At 64.7% G+C, this 17,805-nt stretch carries 17 protein-coding genes; 4 read left to right on the top strand and 13 right to left on the bottom strand.

The window, feature by feature from the left end:
* The 5 genes from GR158_RS07555 to GR158_RS07535 form a co-directional block, all read right to left on the bottom strand.
* Positions 1–1,179, bottom strand: a complete 1,179-nt coding sequence (locus tag GR158_RS07555) for an ABC transporter permease (protein WP_160870591.1) — start codon at positions 1,177–1,179, stop codon at positions 1–3.
* Positions 1,176–2,255 carry an ABC transporter ATP-binding protein gene (locus GR158_RS07550; protein WP_160870590.1) on the bottom strand — a complete coding sequence of 360 codons (1,080 nt, stop codon included), beginning with the start codon at positions 2,253–2,255 and terminating at the stop codon, positions 1,176–1,178. The genes GR158_RS07555 and GR158_RS07550 overlap by 4 nt, the downstream gene beginning before the upstream one ends.
* Positions 2,256–2,402: 147 nt before the next feature.
* Positions 2,403–3,401 carry an ABC transporter substrate-binding protein gene (locus GR158_RS07545; RefSeq protein WP_160870589.1) on the bottom strand — a complete coding sequence of 333 codons (999 nt, stop codon included), beginning with the start codon at positions 3,399–3,401 and terminating at the stop codon, positions 2,403–2,405.
* Positions 3,402–3,597: 196 nt separating this feature from the next.
* Entirely contained in the window at positions 3,598–4,338 is a 741-nt protein-coding gene (locus GR158_RS07540) for an SDR family NAD(P)-dependent oxidoreductase (protein ID WP_134648803.1), read from the bottom strand.
* Between the two features lie 72 nt (positions 4,339–4,410).
* Complete coding sequence (locus tag GR158_RS07535) at positions 4,411–5,091, bottom strand: GntR family transcriptional regulator (RefSeq protein ID WP_160870588.1); 681 nt, start codon at positions 5,089–5,091, stop codon at positions 4,411–4,413.
* 176 nt (positions 5,092–5,267) lie between these two features.
* On the opposite strand from GR158_RS07535, the gene GR158_RS07530 reads away from it, so the two are divergent.
* Together GR158_RS07530 and GR158_RS07525 are read left to right on the top strand one after the other, a co-directional pair.
* Positions 5,268–6,317 carry a phosphotransferase gene (locus GR158_RS07530; protein ID WP_160870587.1) on the top strand — a complete coding sequence of 350 codons (1,050 nt, stop codon included), beginning with the start codon at positions 5,268–5,270 and terminating at the stop codon, positions 6,315–6,317.
* A 2-nt stretch (positions 6,318–6,319) separates the two neighbouring features.
* Positions 6,320–7,636 (top strand): aspartate aminotransferase family protein, encoded by a 1,317-nt coding sequence (locus GR158_RS07525; protein WP_160870586.1) that lies wholly within the window; start codon positions 6,320–6,322, stop codon positions 7,634–7,636.
* A gap of 36 nt (positions 7,637–7,672) precedes the next feature.
* On the opposite strand, the gene GR158_RS07520 is transcribed toward GR158_RS07525, so the two are convergent.
* From GR158_RS07520 to GR158_RS07500, 5 genes are read right to left on the bottom strand one after another with little or no spacing between them, the layout of a single operon-like run.
* Positions 7,673–8,605 carry a phosphatidate cytidylyltransferase gene (locus GR158_RS07520; RefSeq protein WP_160870585.1) on the bottom strand — a complete coding sequence of 311 codons (933 nt, stop codon included), beginning with the start codon at positions 8,603–8,605 and terminating at the stop codon, positions 7,673–7,675.
* Positions 8,602–9,252 carry a lysophospholipid acyltransferase family protein gene (locus GR158_RS07515; protein ID WP_160870584.1) on the bottom strand — a complete coding sequence of 217 codons (651 nt, stop codon included), beginning with the start codon at positions 9,250–9,252 and terminating at the stop codon, positions 8,602–8,604. Before GR158_RS07515 ends, GR158_RS07520 begins: the two co-directional genes overlap by 4 nt.
* Positions 9,249–9,686 carry a hypothetical protein gene (locus GR158_RS07510; protein WP_160870583.1) on the bottom strand — a complete coding sequence of 146 codons (438 nt, stop codon included), beginning with the start codon at positions 9,684–9,686 and terminating at the stop codon, positions 9,249–9,251. The genes GR158_RS07515 and GR158_RS07510 overlap by 4 nt, the downstream gene beginning before the upstream one ends.
* Positions 9,683–10,996 carry a phosphatase PAP2/dual specificity phosphatase family protein gene (locus GR158_RS07505; RefSeq protein ID WP_246665563.1) on the bottom strand — a complete coding sequence of 438 codons (1,314 nt, stop codon included), beginning with the start codon at positions 10,994–10,996 and terminating at the stop codon, positions 9,683–9,685. Before GR158_RS07505 ends, GR158_RS07510 begins: the two co-directional genes overlap by 4 nt.
* Positions 10,997–11,024: 28 nt before the next feature.
* On the bottom strand, positions 11,025–12,761 hold the full coding sequence (locus GR158_RS07500; RefSeq protein ID WP_160870581.1) for a bifunctional alpha/beta hydrolase/class I SAM-dependent methyltransferase: 1,737 nt from the start codon (positions 12,759–12,761) through the stop codon (positions 11,025–11,027).
* Between the two features lie 119 nt (positions 12,762–12,880).
* On the opposite strand from GR158_RS07500, the gene GR158_RS07495 reads away from it, so the two are divergent.
* Complete coding sequence (locus tag GR158_RS07495) at positions 12,881–13,477, top strand: CDP-alcohol phosphatidyltransferase family protein (protein ID WP_160870580.1); 597 nt, start codon at positions 12,881–12,883, stop codon at positions 13,475–13,477.
* Here the strand turns inward: GR158_RS07495 and GR158_RS07490 are convergent.
* Positions 13,474–14,790 carry a replication-associated recombination protein A gene (locus GR158_RS07490; protein WP_160870579.1) on the bottom strand — a complete coding sequence of 439 codons (1,317 nt, stop codon included), beginning with the start codon at positions 14,788–14,790 and terminating at the stop codon, positions 13,474–13,476. The genes GR158_RS07495 and GR158_RS07490 overlap by 4 nt on opposite strands.
* Before the next feature lie 151 nt (positions 14,791–14,941).
* On the bottom strand, positions 14,942–15,481 hold the full coding sequence (locus GR158_RS07485; protein WP_134648792.1) for a flavin reductase family protein: 540 nt from the start codon (positions 15,479–15,481) through the stop codon (positions 14,942–14,944).
* Positions 15,482–15,711: 230 nt separating this feature from the next.
* Here GR158_RS07485 and GR158_RS07480 point away from each other — a divergent pair, with 230 nt between their 5' ends.
* Positions 15,712–16,326 (top strand): hypothetical protein, encoded by a 615-nt coding sequence (locus GR158_RS07480; RefSeq protein WP_160870578.1) that lies wholly within the window; start codon positions 15,712–15,714, stop codon positions 16,324–16,326.
* Between the two features lie 6 nt (positions 16,327–16,332).
* On the opposite strand, the gene GR158_RS07475 is transcribed toward GR158_RS07480, so the two are convergent.
* On the bottom strand, positions 16,333–17,709 hold the full coding sequence (locus tag GR158_RS07475) for an FAD/NAD(P)-binding protein (RefSeq protein ID WP_160870577.1): 1,377 nt from the start codon (positions 17,707–17,709) through the stop codon (positions 16,333–16,335).
* Positions 17,710–17,805 lie beyond the last annotated feature (96 nt).

Below are 17,805 nucleotides of genomic sequence, written 5' to 3'. Positions count from 1 at the left end.
TCATCGCCTCCCCGGCTCGTCCGAGGAAAGCCGCGCATAGACGCTGTAGAGCAACAGCGTCGCCACCAGCAGCACCATGCCGAGTGCGCCGGCCATGCCCCAGTTGGCTGACCCGGTCGCGTAGAACGCGATGATCGAGGAAATCATCTGGTCGCCCGGCCCGCCGATCAGCGCCGGCGTGATGTAGTAGCCTATGGCCGAGATGAAGACGAGCAGGCCCCCCGACGCGACGCCGCGCAGGCTGAGCGGCAGCAGAACGCGCAGGAAGGCGCGCATCGGCGGCGCACCGAGCGAAGCAGCTGCCGGCATGAGGTTCTTCGGGATGGTGATGAGTACCGAATAGATCGGCAGTACCATGAAGGGCAGCAGCACATGCGTCATGGCGATGATGACGCCGGTGCGGTTGAAGATGAGCGCCAGCGGCGCGTCGATGAGGCCGATGGCGCGCAGGAAGTCGTTGATCAGCCCCTGCTCCTGCAAGAGGATGAACCATGCGGCCGTGCGCACCAGAAGAGATGTCCAGAGCGGCAGCAGGACGGCGGCCAGCATCAGGTCACGCTTCCAGCCGCTCAGCGATGCGGCGATGATCGCATAGGGAAAACCGATACAGGCACAGAAGAACGTGACAAGCGCCGCAATCCAGAACGTCCGCACCAGGATCACACGGTTGACGGACTGGTCGGCTGGCAGATGCTCGATAGCGCCCGCCGCGTTGCGCCCGAGATCGACGGCCGCGAGCAGGTTGCGGTCGGTGAGTGGCGACAGTGCATCGGCAATCGCGATCCAGAATTCCGGCTTTTCCCACCGTTTGTCGATGGAAACCAGATCGGGCGGCGGATTTGCGGTGTCGGAAAGCGCGCTCGTCGTCTTCGACATCAAGGTGCGAAAGCCGGAGCGGGCGCTGTTGAGGCGGCGCACCATGTCGCCGAGCGCCTGATCGTCGTCGACAGCCTTGAGATCGTCCATCAGCGCCGTCTGCATCGGCATGCTCGGCGGAGACTGGCGATCCCACTCACCCACCACATCTGCCGTACGCGGCAAGAGGCGCAGGACCGCAGGGTCGGACACGGCCTGCGACATCATGCTGAACAGCGGCCAGACGAAGAAGCCGATGAGGAAGAGAAAAAGCGGCGCAAGCAGCAACAGGGAGCGCCCCATGCGGGGCGACGGGCCGTTCATGGCGCGATGACCCGACAATCGCCCGCCGAAAAGGCAGCGAAGACCTTGGTGCCCGGCGCGAATTCCCGCGAGCGACGTCCAAGCTTCGCGATCAGCGGATGCGCGTCGTTCCGCAGCTGAACGCGCAGGTGATCCCCCTGGTAGACGCTGTCCGTGACCTCCGTTTCCAGCACGTTGCGGGCCTCACCGCGGGCTTCGGCAAGATCGATGCGCTCCGGGCGGATGGAGAGGTAGACCGGCTGGCCAGCGGCCACGCCGTCCGAAACGGCCGAGACGATGTGCGCGCCATTCGGCAGTCGCACCGTCGCCTCCCGCCCCTCTATCGCTTCCACGACCCCCTCGACGAGGTTGGTCTCGCCGATGAATTCGGCCACGAAGCGGGTCGCCGGCTCGTCGTAGACCTCACGCGGCGTGCCGATCTGCTCGATCTTTCCCTTGTTGAAGACGGCGACGCGATCCGACATGGTCAGCGCCTCGGACTGGTCATGCGTCACGAAGACGATGGTCAACCCGAGCCGGCGATGAAGATCACGGATATCGAGCTGCATCTGCTCGCGCAGCTGCTTGTCGAGCGCGCCGAGCGGTTCGTCCATCAACACGACGCGCGGTTCGAAGACCAGCGCGCGGGCAAGCGCCACGCGCTGCTGCTGCCCCCCGGACAGCTGCGAGGGACGGCGGTCGGCCAGTGCGGACAGTTGCACCATATCGAGCGCCTGCTTGACGCGCGCGGCGGTCTCGGCCTTGTCGATGCCGCGCATTTGCAGCGGAAAAGCGATGTTCTCGCCGACGGTCATGTGGGGGAAGAGCGCATAGCTCTGGAAAACGACACCCATATCGCGCTTGTGGGTCGGCACATCGTTGATGGCCGCACCATCGAGCAGGATCTTGCCGGACGTCGCCTGTTCGAAACCGGCAAGCATCATGAGCAGCGTCGTCTTGCCGGAACCGGACGGCCCCAGAAGACTGACAAACTCACCCTTCGCAATGCTGAGGTCAAGGTTTTCGACCACACAGAGCGGGCCGTAGAATTTGGTGATGCGATCGAATTTGATGAATTCGGCCAAGGAATGCTCCATCGCTAGCGGCGAAGGATGCGGCATGAAGGGGTTGCGACGCATCCGGCCAGTCAGGAAGGGCGCCCGTGAGGACGCCCTTCGCCGCGGATATCCTCACTGGGCCAGCCAGGCATTGAACCGCTGCGTCAGCGATTCCGCGTTGTCGATTCAGAAATCGACATTGAGTGCGATGGCTTCCGGCAGGTTCGCCGGATCCGTCGGCAGGTCCTTGGCGAGCTCCGCCGGCACCATGGCCGCAGCCTCCTTGTTGGGCAGGCCGTAGGCAACGGATTCCGGCAGCTTGGCCTGGTTCTCCGGCTGGCTCGCAAAGGCGATGAAGTCCTGTGCGACATCCTTGTTCTCGGCATCCTTGAGAACGACCCAGCTGTCGACGGCGTAGATGCTGCCGGGGAACACGACCTTGAAGTTCTTGCCTTCGGAGCGGTTGATGCCGGTGATGCGGCCGTTATAGGCCGAAGTCATCGCGACTTCGCCGGAGGCGAGGAACTGGATCGGCTGCGCGCCGGATTCCCACCAGACGATATTCGGCTTCAGTTCATCGAGCTTCTTGAAGGCGCGCTCGACCCCTTCTTCGGTAGACAGCACGTCATAGAGTTCGTCCTTGGAGACGCCATCGGCCAAAAGAGCGAATTCCAGCGTATATTTCGGCCCCTTGCGCAGCGAACGCTTGCCAGGGAACTTCTCGACATTCCAGAAATCCGCCCAGGACTTCGGCCCCTCGGCCAGCTTGTCGCCGTCATAGGCGATGGCCGTTGACCAGACGATGGCCCCGACGCCGCAATCGTTGACGGCGCTGTCGAGGAACTTGTCCTTGCCGCCCATCTTGTCCCAGTCGATCTTCTCGTAAAGGCCATCGGCACAGCCGAGCGCAAGTTCTTCGGCCTCCACCTGCACGGCATCCCAGTTCGGCGCGCCGGCCTTGACCTTCGACTGGATGACGCCGATGCCACCGTCCCATGCTTCGTCGAGCACCGGCTTGCCGATCTTTTCGGAGAACGGCTTGAAATAGATGTTGCGCTGCGCGTCCTGATAGTTGCCGCCCCAGGAAACGACGGTAAGGTCCCGCGCAGCGGCCGGAAGAACCAGGCTTGCCGAGAGGGCGACCGCAGCGGCCGCCAGGATTCCGGATTTAACGATCGTCTTCATGGCATTCCCCTTTTCTGTTTTATTGACGAGCCGGTGCGGCTCTGTCGCGACCTTCGGCCCTGCTCCGCGCTCGCCTTCGACGTTGCGCGGCCTCGCAGCCTTTACAGCCGGCCTGTCCTTTCCCCGGGACATGTCGGCCGATTGATGCATTCCGATCATCGCCGGTCAACGGAAATCCGTCGCGGCTTGATCATCGTCAGACGTGCTGTCCTCCATTGATGTGGATTTCCGCGCCGTTGATGTAGGACGACTGCTCGGTGCACAGGAAATAGATGGTCTCCGCGACTTCGCGCGGTTCTCCCAGCCGTCCCATGGGCACTTCTGCCGCCACCAGCGCATCGGTGCCGGGTGACAGGATGGAGGTTTCGATCTCGCCGGGCGCGATCGCATTCGCCCGCACGCCGCGCTTGCCGAATTCATGCGCCATCTCGCGGGTCAGCGAGGCAAGCCCGGCCTTGGAAGCCGCATAGGCGACACCGGCGAAGGGATGCACACGCGAACCGGCAATCGAGGTGACGTTGACGATGGAACCCTTCGCCGCTTCCAGCTCCGGCATGAGCGCGCGTGCGATCAGCGCTGTCGAGACGAGATTGACGTTGAGGACCTGCGTCCACACTTCGGCGTCCGTGCCCATCACGCCGAGGCGGCTCCTGTCCGGCCCCTTCGGCGAAATGCCGGCATTGTTGACGAGCGCATGCAGCCTGCCGTTGGGCAGCCGCTCGCGCACAGTCGCGGCAAGACGATCGATCTGGCTGAGGTCGGCAAGGTCGGCCTGGATGTGGCTTTCACGCGCGGATGGCCAGGCGCATTCTTCCGAAAAGGGCTGGCGGGAGACGGTAAAAATCCGCCAGCCTTTCGACTGGAACAGCTTGACCGTTGCGTGCCCGATGCCGCGGCTTGCGCCCGTCAGCAACATGTAGCGGCGTTCTTCGGTCATCCGGCGGTCTCCGTTGATGCTTGATACATCGTAATTGGCCGTTAGCGAAATGCAAGAGCCTTTCGGCGGGCCTTATGCCGAAGGCTGTGCATCCGGCGATCCACCGCCGATACGGTCGAGAATCGGCTTCCCGCCCAGAAGAATATCGTCCACGATGGCCATCGACGCGGCAGTCGGATCGTGCCGCTTCAAGGCCTCCACGACGGGGTAATGGTGGTCGATCATCGCCCGCCCGCCGGCCAGATAGGCGTCCGAAATATGCGGGCCCATCTGAAGCCAGAGGCGCCGCAAGATCGTCGTGAGCACGGGAAGCCCGGCGATCCGCGGCAGCATGAAGTGGAAAGCCTGGTTGAGCTGCGTGCCCTTCAAGCGATCGCCGTCTTTGATAGCGGCTTCATTTTCCAGAAGAATTTGTTCCAAAGCCTGAATATCGGCGCTTGTGGCAACCTGCGCGGCTGTTTCCGCGGCAAGCCCTTCAAGACGTACGCGAATGGCGCGGATTTCGCGGTAGCGGTTCTCACTGAGCCCGGCGATGCGGATATCGCGCGGCGAGCGGAACGTGATCGCCTCATCATTGGCCAAGCGCAGGATCGCATCGCGGATCGGCGTGACACTGGTGCCGAACTGTTCGGCGAGATCGCGGATCTTGAGCCGGTCGCCCGGCTGAAACCGCCCCTGCATCAGCGCGTCGCACAGTGCGCCGTAGACAACACTGTTCAGGTTCTCATGTTCCAGTGTGGTGAATTCCGCCATGGACCGACCGATAAAATTGCGCGATAAGATATAAGATACTTGATGCATCTTTTTTGACGTGTTTCAAGTATGGGATGGCCGCAAGCGTCGTTCCTTCTTCGAAACTTTCGGAAATCCAGCATGCCTTCTCTCTCCGGCAAAACGACACGCCGGCAGAACGCGCCAACGGAGCCAGCATGACCGAGCCATCGCTCGCCAGTCCCGGAACAGATTCGATGCGCGCGACGCTGACCGTAACGGCCCTGCCGGATGCGGCGGCCGCGGTCGCAGCGGTGTATGGGCTTGAGGGCGAGGTCAAGCGCCTCTCAAGCGAGCGGGACGAGACCTTTCTCTTCAGGCGAACGGACGGCACGGCGTTCATTCTCAAGATCGCCAACGCAGCGGAGGACCCCGCGGCGCTGGAATTCCAGGACGGCGCGCTGCTGCACCTCGAAAGGGCCGCGCCCTGCGTACCGGTTCCAAGACTGATCCGCACCCAGGCGGGCGAGCAGAGCCACATGCTCGCGAGCCCCGACGGGCCGCGCATCATGCGCCTGCTTTCCTTCCTGCCCGGCGAACTGCAATATCGCACGCCCGCAACGCCGGCGCAGAGCCGCAATGTCGGCCGTGCGCTCGCCGAACTCGGCCGTGGGCTTGCGGATTATCAGGGCCGCCCGCCGGAGGGAAAGCTGATGTGGGACATTTCCCACACGCTCGATCTTGCCGCCGTCGTCGGACACGTCGCCCCCGAGCGTCGCGCCCGGGCCGAAGCCGTTCTGGCGGAATTCGAGCGCGCACTGCCGGCCATCGACGCCCTCAGGCGGCGCCAGATCATCCACAACGATTTCAACCCGCACAATATCCTGCTCGATCCGGCCGAGCCAGACGTGGTGGCCGGCATCATCGATTTCGGCGACATGGTGCATGCGCCGCTCATCAACGATCTTGCCGTCGGCCTTTCCTATCATCTGGCCACGGACAACTGGGCGGCGCGTGTCAGCGGCTTCCTTGAAGGCTTTCTCTCGGCGCGCCCGCTGGAGACGGCGGAGATCGAGCTTCTGCCGCTTCTCCTGCGCTGCCGGCTGGCCATGTCCATCATCATCGCCGAATGGCGCTCGGCGCTTTTCCCGGAAAACCGGGACTACATCATGCGCAACCACGCCACCGCCCTCAGGGGCCTGCAGAACGTCTCCGATCTCAACCCGGCCGGGCTCGCATGGCTCGTGCCCAATCTTTCCGAGGCCTGATCATGTCGATGGTAAATGCATTTTCGCGCGAGGACTTCGAGCGGCTCGACGAAGCGGACCGGGCACTGATCGCCCGGCGGGAAAAAGTGCTCGGCCCTGCCTATCGCCTTTTTTATGAAAGGCCGCTGCATCTCGTGCGCGGCGAAGGTGTTTTTCTCTACGACACGTCCGGCGACCGTTATCTCGATGCCTATAACAACGTCGCCTCGGTCGGCCACTGCCATCCGCGCGTGGTGGAGGCGATCACCCGCCAGACGGCCGTGCTCAACACCCATACGCGCTACCTCCATGAAGGGATCATCGACTATGCCGAAACGCTGACGGCGACGTTCCCCGATGCGCTCAGCCAGGCCATGTTCACCTGCACGGGCAGCGAAGCCAACGATCTCGCCGTGCGTATCGCACGCTTCGTCACAGGCGGAACAGGCATCATCGCGACGGAACTCGCTTATCACGGCCTGACGAGCGCGGTTGCGGAATTCTCGCCCTCACTCGGTGAATCCGTCACGCTCGGGCCGCATGTGCGCACCGTTCCCGCGCCGGACAGCTATCGCCAAACGCCAGAAGACACGATGGAGAAATTCGGTCGCGACGTTCGCGCGGCGATCGCCGACCTGAAGCGGCACGGCATCAAGCCGGCCATGCTGATCACCGATACGATCTTTTCGAGCGACGGCATTTTCGAGGGACCGAAAGGCTTCCTGAAGCCTGCGGTGGACGCGATCCATGAAGCGGGCGGCCTCTTCGTCGCGGACGAAGTGCAGCCCGGCTTCGGACGCACGGGCGAAGCCATGTGGGGTTTCGAGCGCCACGGGGTGGCACCCGACATGGTGACGATCGGCAAGCCGATGGGCAATGGCTATCCCATGGCCGGCATCGTGCTTCGACCTGATATCATCGCCGAATTCGGTCCCCGCGCCCGCTATTTCAACACCTTCGGCGGCAACCCCATCGCAGCCGCCGCCGGCAAGGCCGTGCTGGACGTCATCCGCGAAGAAGGCCTCCAGCAGAATGCGCTGGATGTCGGCCGCTATCTGATGGACGGGCTCAAGAGCCTGTCGGACCGCTACCATGCCATCGGTGACGTTCGCGGCTGCGGCCTCTTCATCGGCGTCGAGATCGTCGCGGACCCGGCGGCAAAGACCGCGGATGCTGCGCTCACGACGCGCATTGTCAACGGCCTTCGCGAGCGCCGCGTGCTGATCAGCGCCTCCGGCCCGCGCGCTAACGTGCTGAAGATCCGTCCACCGCTCGTCTTTTCGCGCGAGAACGCGGACGCGCTTCTCGACGCCCTCCGCAGTGTGTTGCAGGCACTGTGACCGACGGGGACGGCGGGTGACAGAGCCGGCCCGCCGTCAGGTCCACGCGTAACGAACGATGTGGAAGAAGACGGGCGCGGCAAAGACCAGGCTGTCGGCGCGGTCGAGCATGCCGCCATGGCCTTCGATCATGTGGCCCCAGTCCTTCACCCCGCGATCGCGCTTGATGGCGGATGCAACGAGGCCGCCGAAGAAGCCCATGATGCAGGCGAGCGCCGCCAAGACCCCGGCTTCGAGCGGCGAGAACGGCGTCAGCCAATAGAGCCCCGCCCCCATCAGCGAAGCGCTGGCAATGCCGCCGATCAGGCCTTCCCAGGTCTTGGAGGGAGAGATGGCAGGCGCCACCTTGTGCCGGCCGAACAGCTTGCCGAAGATATATTGCAGCACGTCGCTGCCCTGCACGGTGGCGATCAGGAAGGCGATGAGAAGCAGGCCGCGTCCCTCATTGCCGGGAATGGGCAACGTCACCAGCGCGGGGACATGGCTCAGGCAGTAGACCGAAAGCATGATGCCCCATTGCTGCTCACTGACCCGCTCGAGAAAGCGGGACGTATCGCCGCGCAGCGCCGTAATCGCCGGCATGGCAAGGAAGCAGTAGACGGGAATGAAGATCGAATAGAGCCCATACCAGTCGATCCAGATCAGGTAGTATTGCACCGGAATGACGATCAGGAACATGCCGAGCAGCGTCCAGCGATCGGCGCGGCGGGTATTGGTCAGCGTCACATATTCCCGCAGCGCCGCGAAGGAAACGAAGGCGAAAAGCAGGATCACGCCGCCCTTGCCGAACAGGAAGGCCACGGAAATGCCCGCCACCATGATCCACCATGCCTTGATACGGGCGTTCAGGTTGTCGAGCGTGGAAGGCAAAGGCTTGGGACTGCGCCAGGATAGGATGGCCGCGATAAGGCTCGCCACCGTCAGCACCGCGACAAGCCCGAGGAAAAGACAAGTGGTATCGTCGCTCATTGCGGTGTTCCATCCTTTCGCGGCGCAAGCGCGAGAAGCGCCGTACGGGCGCGGTCAAGAAAGACTTTGCGGTCCTCGCCGTCTTCCAGCTTGAGCGGCGCGCCGAACACGACGCGGCAGAGCAGCGGAACAGGCAGGAATGCTCCCTTCGGCAAGACACGGGACATGTTCTCGATCCAGCACGGCACGAGCTCCACCTGCGGACGCGCGACGGCCAGATTGTACAGCCCGGAGCGGAAGCGCAGCAGCGGTTCCTCCGTCATGTTGCGGGTGCCCTCGGGGAAAAAGATCAGGCTCTCGCCGGCATCGAGGGCCGCGAGCATCACCGCAAGCGGATCGGCCCGCCGCTCGACCCAGTTGCGCTCCACCAGCACGGTGCGCAGCAGCCTGCCGGCAATGAAGCGCCGGACGCGACCGGCGTTCCAGTAATCCGCGCCGGCGACCGCCGCCGTGCGGCCGCGCTCGGCCGGATGCAGGCAGGTGGAAACCAGAATGAAATCACCGTGGCTGGCATGATTGGCGAAATAGATGCGCAGCGGCCCGTTCGGCGACGTGCCCGCCCAGATCGGGCGCACGCCGGTCACGGCGCGGGCGAGCACAGCGAGCACAGCGGCAGACGCTCTCTGGAGAAGGCTCGCCCCGCTCATGCGCCGCCGCCCTCAAGGCCGTCGAGCAGCAGGATCGCAAAAAGCGCAAGTGCAACGGCCAGAAGAATGCGTTGCATCCAGATGAGCCGGCGGCATCCCGCAAGTCTGACAGCAAGCGGTGCGGGCCGGCCGTCGCGCTGTCGAAGGCCCATGCGCTCCAGCACATCGTCGATGGCCGAAAGCCCGGCCGCTTCCGCGTCATGGGAGGCAGCCAGCCTGAACAGTGCCGCATCGAACAGGAGGTGAGCCGAAAGCGCGAGCGGCGCGAGGCAGAAGGCAAGCAATAGCCACCAGCCGAGCAGCGCAGTGAAACCATGGGCGCCGGCGGTCGGCGGTGCGATGGCGAGGATCAGCACCGCAAGAGCGCCGCCCGCGAGCGCGTTGCGCCTGAGGCTCAGCGCCGCTTTCGTGATCGGCATCCTCCAGTCCGTCATCGCGCTGCCTCGTCGATCGCAACGTATGTCTCGACCGGCAGATGAACCGGCCGGCCGGCGGCCCTGATTTGCGCCACGGCAGTTGCAGCACTTGCCGCATGACCCGCGCGAACCAGAACGCAGGCCGCAACCACGGCACTGCGCTGGAAACCCAGCGCGCAGCAGATGAGAACGGGGCCGTGGCGGCGGGCTTCCTCAACGGCGAGCGCTGCTTCGCGAATGCGCCCCGCCGTCAAGGACAAGAGATCGAGGCAGGGAAAGGCGCGCCAGGCAAGACCCGGCACGACAAGGCCCGGGAATTCCGCCGTCAAATCGATTACCGTCGCGATCGTCGAGAGCGTACTGCGTTTAGGAAAGCGCCCGAGCAGCACGCCATCGCCGATGTCCACCGTCTCCGGAAGCCGGCGCGTCCACCAGAGCATGTTGAGCCACGCGCCGAACCGGTAGGGCATGAGCAGCCAGCGACTTGCCAGGCTGATGCGGCCGTCGGCCGCCTTCTGGAAAACCGCTTCGCCCGCGCCTGCATAGCCGAGCGCCACGATGGCGAGGGCCAGCGCCGGCCAGAGCAGCAGCAGACCGGCGCCCGAACTGCGTGTCGCGAGGATTGCCAGAGTGAGCAGGCCCGTTGCTCCGCCTGCGTAGAAGGCGGCGAGCCGCCGCGCCTTTCCCTCCACCGTCCATCGGAAGCCGGAAAGCGGCGACTTGTCGCCCGACGGGAAAAGCCAGAGTGCGAAGAGGCCGAGAAGCGCGCCGGCCGGAATGTCGAGCACGTGATGCTGCCATGTCGTCAGCACCGATATCCCGATCAGGAAGCTCCAGAGATGCCAGATTATTCTGGCCGCGCCGGCAATCCGGAAACGCCAGTGATCCCAGATGATCACCAGAAGCGCGATATGCAGCGAGGGCGCCTGGTTGAACGGCTTGTCGAAACCGCCGAGCACATCGAACATGAAGCCCGGCAGGCCCTCGGTCTGCGGCCGAAGGAAAATGGCCTGGAGCGGAAAGGCGACGAAACAGGCGACGGCGATGACCTGCGCCGTCAGATAACGCCGCGCCAGCCGGCCGACCGCCTCCGGCGTGTCGTTCACGAAAAGCGAGATGGCATAGAAGGCATTGATCGACCAATAGGGCACGATCGTCCAGGCGAGGAAAGGAATGTGACGTTCCCAGCCGAAGGCGACGTTCGGCACATCGGATCGCAGCGAGGCCAGCCAGTTCGCCGTGCCGTAGGTCAGGTAGAAGAATGGCGCCAGGAAAAGCAGCCACAGCGCCGCCGCGCGCAACACGGCGCGGCGCTCACTCCCCGGCATGGATGCGACCCCCTCCCCCATGACGGCCTCAGACGCGTTCGGCCAGCGAAACGGTGAAGATGCCCCACTTGTCGACGCGCTGCTCGATCTTGCGGAAGCCCGCCGCCGCGACGAGCTGATCCATCTCCTGCTGTGTGCGGCGGCGCATGATCCAGGCTTCGCCGCCGCGATGCGAGGTCAGCGCCCGGGCGATCATCTCGAGCTGGGGATGCCAGGGTTGGCCGGTATAGACGAGCAGCGATCCCGGCTGCAGCGCACGGCTGAGGCCGGCAAGCGAGGCCTCGATCATGGCATTGTCCGGGAAGAGTTCGTAGAGGCCGGAAACGATGGCGAGCGTCGGTCGCGGCTCGATCGCGGCAAGGCCCTCCGTATCGAAGGCATCCGCACGGTGGAATGCCGCCCTGTCGCCAAGGCCCCGCGCCGTAATCAGCGCCGTACCCTTCTCGACGTTGATGGGCGAATAATCCTGCAGGCGGATGCTCTCCGGCTTCACCTCGGATGCAGCGACGGCATCGAGCACATAGCGCCCATGGCCGGCGGCGATGTCGAGAACGCGCAACGGCTTTCCTTCGGCATCGAGATGCTTGAGCGCCTTGCCGATCACTTCCTCCAGATGCACCTTTCTCTGACGAATGCCGCGCCAGCCGATGGCATCGAGGAACTGCCGGTCGATGAAACGTCCGCCCGGACCAAGCCCGCGCGCCTCGTCCTCATAGACGTAATCAAGCGTGGAGCCGGAATCGAAGCCCGTGCGGCCGCCGGTCGCAAGCCCCTTGGAGAACAGGCCGCCCAGGCGGATCGAGGCGCGTGTGAGCGCCCAATAGAGGCCGCGCGGCGAAAGCAGCGGCAGGGGCGTCGCCAGCCGGTCGGCCTCGTCACGGGTGTAGCCGGAAAGATGGGCGCCCCGCACATCGGCCATGACGGGCGGTTCGTCAAAGCGGGCGAGCAGGAACGTGCGCACCTTCTCCAGCGCCTTGGCCCGATCCCGCTCGCCCAATGTGTCATGATAGAAACCGGGCAGCACGTGGCGTTGCTTGATCGTCGCACCAAGGTTTTCGAAGAAGCGATGCTGCGGCGCGTGGCGCACGACGAAGTCGCTGCCCGAGATCAGGACTTGCGTCGGCACCGTAATGGCGCGGGCATCCGCCACCACACGGTCGGCAGCCTCATAAAGCTCCAGCAGGATGTTGGACGCAATAGGGCGCGTGATCAGCGGGTCGGCCTCGAAGGAGGCGATGCGCTCGCGGTCATGCGTCAGGAAGCGTGCCTTGACGTAGGAATTGACGAAAAACCGGCCCTTCAGCTTCTGCCAGAGTGCGATGCCCTCTTTCGCGAAGGGAACGTAGAGCTTGACGTCGAAGGCCGGAGCGGCCAGCACGAGCGCGCGGATATCCGGCGCATAGTCATGCACCCAGGTTGCGGCCAGCACCGCCCCAACGCTCTGGGCGACGACTGCGATATCGCCGATCGCAAAACCGCCGGTCTCCATAATATGCCGGACGAAGCAATCAAGGTCGCGCACGGAGTGGGCAAACGACGGCGAATAACCGCGTTCGCCGGGCGAGCGGCCATGTCCACGGGCATCCCAGGCGTAGAAGGCGAAATCATCGAGGCCGAGTTCGTCGACGATATGCGCGACCCGCCCGCCGTGCTCGTGTCCGCGGTGCAGAAGCACGATCGCGCCTTTCGGCGTGCCGGAGCGGGCCGGCCAATAACGGTAGAAAAGCTCAACCCCGTCGTGGCTGGCGAAAGTCTGTTCGATCATGCCTGTCCTCGTTTCGCGTATGAACACACATCCTATACGGATGAGCCCGCCTGTTTGCAGTTGATTTCATACCGCCGCACCTGCATTTGTTGAATCGAGAGAAGCGGATTCAAGCCCTTATGTCGATCTATAAACTGAAATCGTCCTTCCAGAACCTGCTGCGGCCGCTGGTCGGACGACTTGCGGAGCGCGGCGTCACCGCCAATCAGGTCACGCTTTTCGCGGCGCTCGTCTCGGTCGGGATCGGGGCGCTTCTCCTCGCCAATCCCCAGCCCGCGCTTTTCGCGCTGGTGCCGATCTGGATGTTGCTGCGCATGGCGCTGAACGCGGTGGATGGCATGCTGGCGCGCGAGCACGGCCAGAAAAGTGCGCTTGGCGGCTATCTCAACGAGATCACGGACGTCGTTTCCGACGCAGCGCTTTACCTGCCCTTCGCGCTTATCGCGCCCTTCTCGCTGCCCTGGCTGACAGCCGCCGTATTCCTGGCGACGCTCACGGAATTCACAGGCGTTCTGGGCGTCGCGCACGGCAAGGGCCGCAGCTACGAGGGGCCGATGGGCAAGAGCGACAGGGCGTTGCTCTTCGGCGCGCTCGGGGCGCTGGTGGCCGGCTTCGGCACCCTGCCGGACTGGACATGGCATATCCAGCCCATGGCCTGCGTCCTGCTCGTCTGGACCGTCGTCAACCGCGTGCGGGCTGGACTGGCCCCCTCCTAGCGCTTCGCGCCGAACCGGCCGGGCGTCGGCCGGCCGGTGACCTGTTCCCAATGTTCATCGGCGCGCCGCTCGAAGGTCGCGGCATCGCGCGCATCGCTCTGGTAAAAGGCGCCGCGGGGAACATCCGGCGCATAGACCTGCTCGCTCCAGCCGCGCCCGTCATCATGCGGGAAGGCGTAACCGACATGGCCGAGGGATGCCGCGCCCTTGTAATGCGTATCGCGCAGATGCATCGGCACCGCTGACGGCGCCTCGTTCGCCACATGCGCAAGCGCAAGCGAGATACCCCGGCAGGCGGAGTTCGATTTCGGCGCCCGCGCGACATGAAGGGCGGCATGAGCCAGCACGATCTGCGCCTCCGGATACCCGATCTTCTCCACGGCATGCAGGGCTGCGACCGCGGTCTGCAGCGCGGTGTTATCGGCAAGCCCGACATCCTCCGAGGCATGGATCATGATGCGGCGGGCAATATAGCGCGGATCTTCGCCGCCATGGATCAGCCGCGCCAGCCAGTAGAGCGTCGCGTCGGGATCGGAGCCGCGCATCGATTTGACGAAGGCCGAGACCACATCGTAATGGGCGTCGCCCGATCGATCGTGATTGACCGGCGCGGCCTCATAGGCTTCCTCCACCATCGCTTCGGTGATGACGACGGGCTGGCCGGGTACATGGCCGACAGCGAGGCTTTCGAGCACCGTCAGCGCGCGGCGCGCATCGCCACCGGACCGGCCGGCAATGCGGCGGAGTTGTTCGGGCGGCAGGTCGACGGCGATGCCGCTTGCGGCGAGATGTTGCAAGCCGCGCCGCACGACCTCCTCCATCTCTTCGATCGTCAGGGGCTCCAACTTGAGAATGGTGGAGCGGGAGATGAGAGCGGGCGTCAGCGTATGGTAAGGGTTACCCGTCGTCGCGCCGATGAAGTCGGCGACACCCTCCTCGCATAGTGCGAGCAGATGATCCTGCTGCGTGGCGCTGAAGCGATGCACCTCGTCCGCGAAAAGCAGGGTCGGGCGCATGCGCGCCTCGTCGGCGATCTTGCGGATATCGGCGACATTGTTGTGCGCGGCATGCAGAGGGCGGAAGTTCTTGCCGAGCATGTTGCCGATGGCGCGCGCGATGGATGTCTTGCCGAGGCCCGGCGGTCCGTAGAGGATAATGCTGCCGAGCCGTCCCGCTGCAATGCGCCGGCGCAGCATGGTGCCCTCGCCGATCACCTTCTGCTGACCGATGACGTCATCCAGCGTCGCCGGCCGCAGTTCGGCGGCCAGCGGCATGGAGCCCGTGCGCGGCGCCGCGTCGAAAAGATCGGACATGGGACCTCCCGTCGAAAACCAGTGCAGGCGGCGGGCGTGACGGGAAAACCCGCCTGCCAGCCGATGACTGTCGTCTATCGAGCGCGGCAGGCGGGGTCAAAGGCAATATTCGGCTTTCCGGCCGGCGGGCGACGTGGCTCCTGCGCCCGCGTCAGGCTACGGCGTGGTAGCGACCGTCCTGGTAGAGCAGCGAACGGCCTGTTCCCAGGCGGATGGCCAGCACCGTGCCGATGACGATGACATGGCTGTGACGCTCGATGGCTTCTTCGACGACGCAATCGATCGCCGCGACGGCATCGACCAGCAACGGCGCGCCGCTGACGGCGGTCGTCCACTCGGCGCCGCGATAGCGCGCCGGCCCGCGCAGGCCGCCACGACCGGCGAACTGGTTGGCGATCTCCTCATGGGCCGCGCCGACGATATTGATGCCGAAATGGCCGTAACGCTCGACCACGGGCCATGTGGAGGACGAACGGTTGAGAGAGACGAGCATGCGGGCGGGTTCGACGGAAAGGGCGGTCGCCGAGGTGACGGTCGCTCCGGTCCGCGTCTCCCCTTCGCCCGCCGTGATGATGCTCACGCCGCCGCCGAGCGTGCGCAGGGCCGCCTTCAGGCTGTCCGCATCCGCGGGCTGGTTGAGCAATGCCGTGTTTTCGGCGTTGAAAAGAATGTTTTCGACATGCGCGTTCATCGTTCCCGCTCCGGCAGAGACTTCGAATGGTGAAAGGGATAGCAAACCCGGTAGGACATCAGCAGGCACGTCTTTCTTAATTTGAGTATTTTTATAGAAAATATGCACTCTGGCACCGCTGTTGTGCGCATCCCGGACGCCGGCAAATCCGCCGCGTGGCGGATGGCATCGTTCGAAAATTTTCGCTGTCATGGTACTTAGGCAAACGCCCGACACCTCGGAGGACAGGCATGACTTTGCAGAACCGTGTCACGCCCTACGGCGAGATCGTCGCCATAGCGCAGCGAGGTCTCTTCACGGGCAATCGTGGCATCATTCACGACCCGGCGACACGCACCTTGTTGAAACGGCGCTGGACGAGCAAGGCCTGGATCATCTGCGCCTGTGATTTCAGGGGCGTCCGCCGCGAGGTGATGGCCGGGCACAGCTGGACCGAACTGTTCTTTCTCGACGAGGCGGTTGCGCTCGCCGCCGGGCATCGGCCCTGTTTCTTTTGTCGCCGGCCGCAAGCCGAACAATTCCGCGCCTGTTTTCCGGCAGAACAGCCCTCCGCCCCGGAGATCGACGCCCGGCTCCATGCCGAACGCCTGGAAAACGGGCAAAAGCGCCTGCACCCCATGGACGGCCCACCGTCGGCTCTGCCGGACGGTGCTGTCGTCGCGGTCGGCGTAGACGCCTATACGATGCGCAATGGCCGCGCCCATCGCTGGACCGTCGACGGCTATGCGCCTGCGCAATACCTCGATCATGCCGACAGCCTGCTGACACCGCCCTCGACGATCATGGCGCTACGCGCCGGTTACAGCCCCGTCTTCCATCCGTCCATCGACATCCGACTTCCTTAGGAGGTGTCATCCGGCCTGAACGCCATGGGCGCTAGCGGGCTGATGCTCGGCAAGTGCCGCCGCCGCCGCATAGGCCTGCGTCACGATCTGCGGCACGAGGTCGATATCCGGCAGACTGCCAAGACCGAGCGGCCCCATGGCGAACAGCCCCTCGAAACGGTCCTTGCCATTGACCACGCGGCCGCTGCGATCGACGAAGACGCCGAGGTCGAGTTCGTCCCGCTGCGCGAGGCCGCTGGAAAACAGCGCCCGGAACAGCGGTGAATCCAGATCCGCCGACCGAATGCGACAATCGATCGTCTGCTCGGCAGCGAGAACCTGCAGGCCGCCCGCTGTCGAAAGGAGCACGCCGTTCGTCGCGATACGCTCGACCTTGCCCTTGCGCACGGTGATCGCGCCGCTGGCGATCGCCTCACGCAGGCGCGCATACTGGGCGGGCGGCAGACGGTTGCGGTGGCTGTCGTAGATCGGCTTGACGTGCCGCTTGAAGCGCCGGCGCTCTTCCGGCGTCAGTCCCCGCCAGAGATCACCTGCCCGTTGCCGGAAGTCGTTCATGATCCCCTGCCAGCCCGACCCGTCCGCGGCCGCCCGGTTGGCCGCTTCGCGCAGCGAGCGGAACGCTCCGCGCAACGTGTTGGGCAACGGCCGGTCCGACACCACCGTGCCGACGGCAGCGGCGGTATGCGGCTGCGGCAGAAAACCGGAAGCGGAAATGAGCGTCACATGCGCCGCCCCGCCGGATGCCAGCAGGCGAAGCGCGCGATCGACCGCATGGACCCCGCCGCCGATGACGATCGCCTCTGCGGCCGCGCCCTGCGCGCCCACATCCTCACGACCGTCACGCAGGCCATAACCTGTGGCGAGGAACACCGCGTCGAAACGCGCCCGCTCTCCACCGGAGAAGACATTCAGCCCACCCTGCGGGTGCCGCTCGACGGCGGTCACGCTGTCAGCGCTGATCTGCATGATGACGTCGGTGCGCCCGCGCAGAGCCTCGGCGAAGCGCTGGTAGACATAGGCGCTGAAGATTTCGCCGGGCACGAAGGCATGGTCGACCGCGCCGGCCGCGGCGTCCGTCTGGACACCTTCGTTCCAGCGGCCATCCGCTTCCAGCCAGGCACGGAAATCGTCGCGCAGGACCGGGTCGATGGAGAGATCCCGCACCCGGCTGTTGAGCAGCGGCGAGGCCGCATGGGCCAGACCTTCGCCGCCGTCGATCCTTGGATAGGGGTCGTGCAGGACGAGGTGGAACGGCCTGTCGAACGTCTTCAGCAAGGCAATCGCGGTCATCATGCCGGTAAAGCCGCGACCGACCACGGCGATGCGGGCAAGAGTTCCGGTCTCTTTCGATTGCGGTGCGAAATGGCTGGGAACAAGCGTCATCTTTCGGCTCCTCTCCTGTGTTGCATCAGGCGGTATTCCAGGACTCGCTCCGTACGGAACGAGCGGTGACTCTGCATTTCCCCACTAAAACAATAG

Source organism: Shinella sp. AETb1-6, assembly GCF_009826875.1.
Taxonomy (GTDB): Bacteria; Pseudomonadota; Alphaproteobacteria; order Rhizobiales; family Rhizobiaceae; genus Shinella; species Shinella sumterensis.
This window is presented reverse-complemented; position numbering and strand designations above follow the sequence as displayed.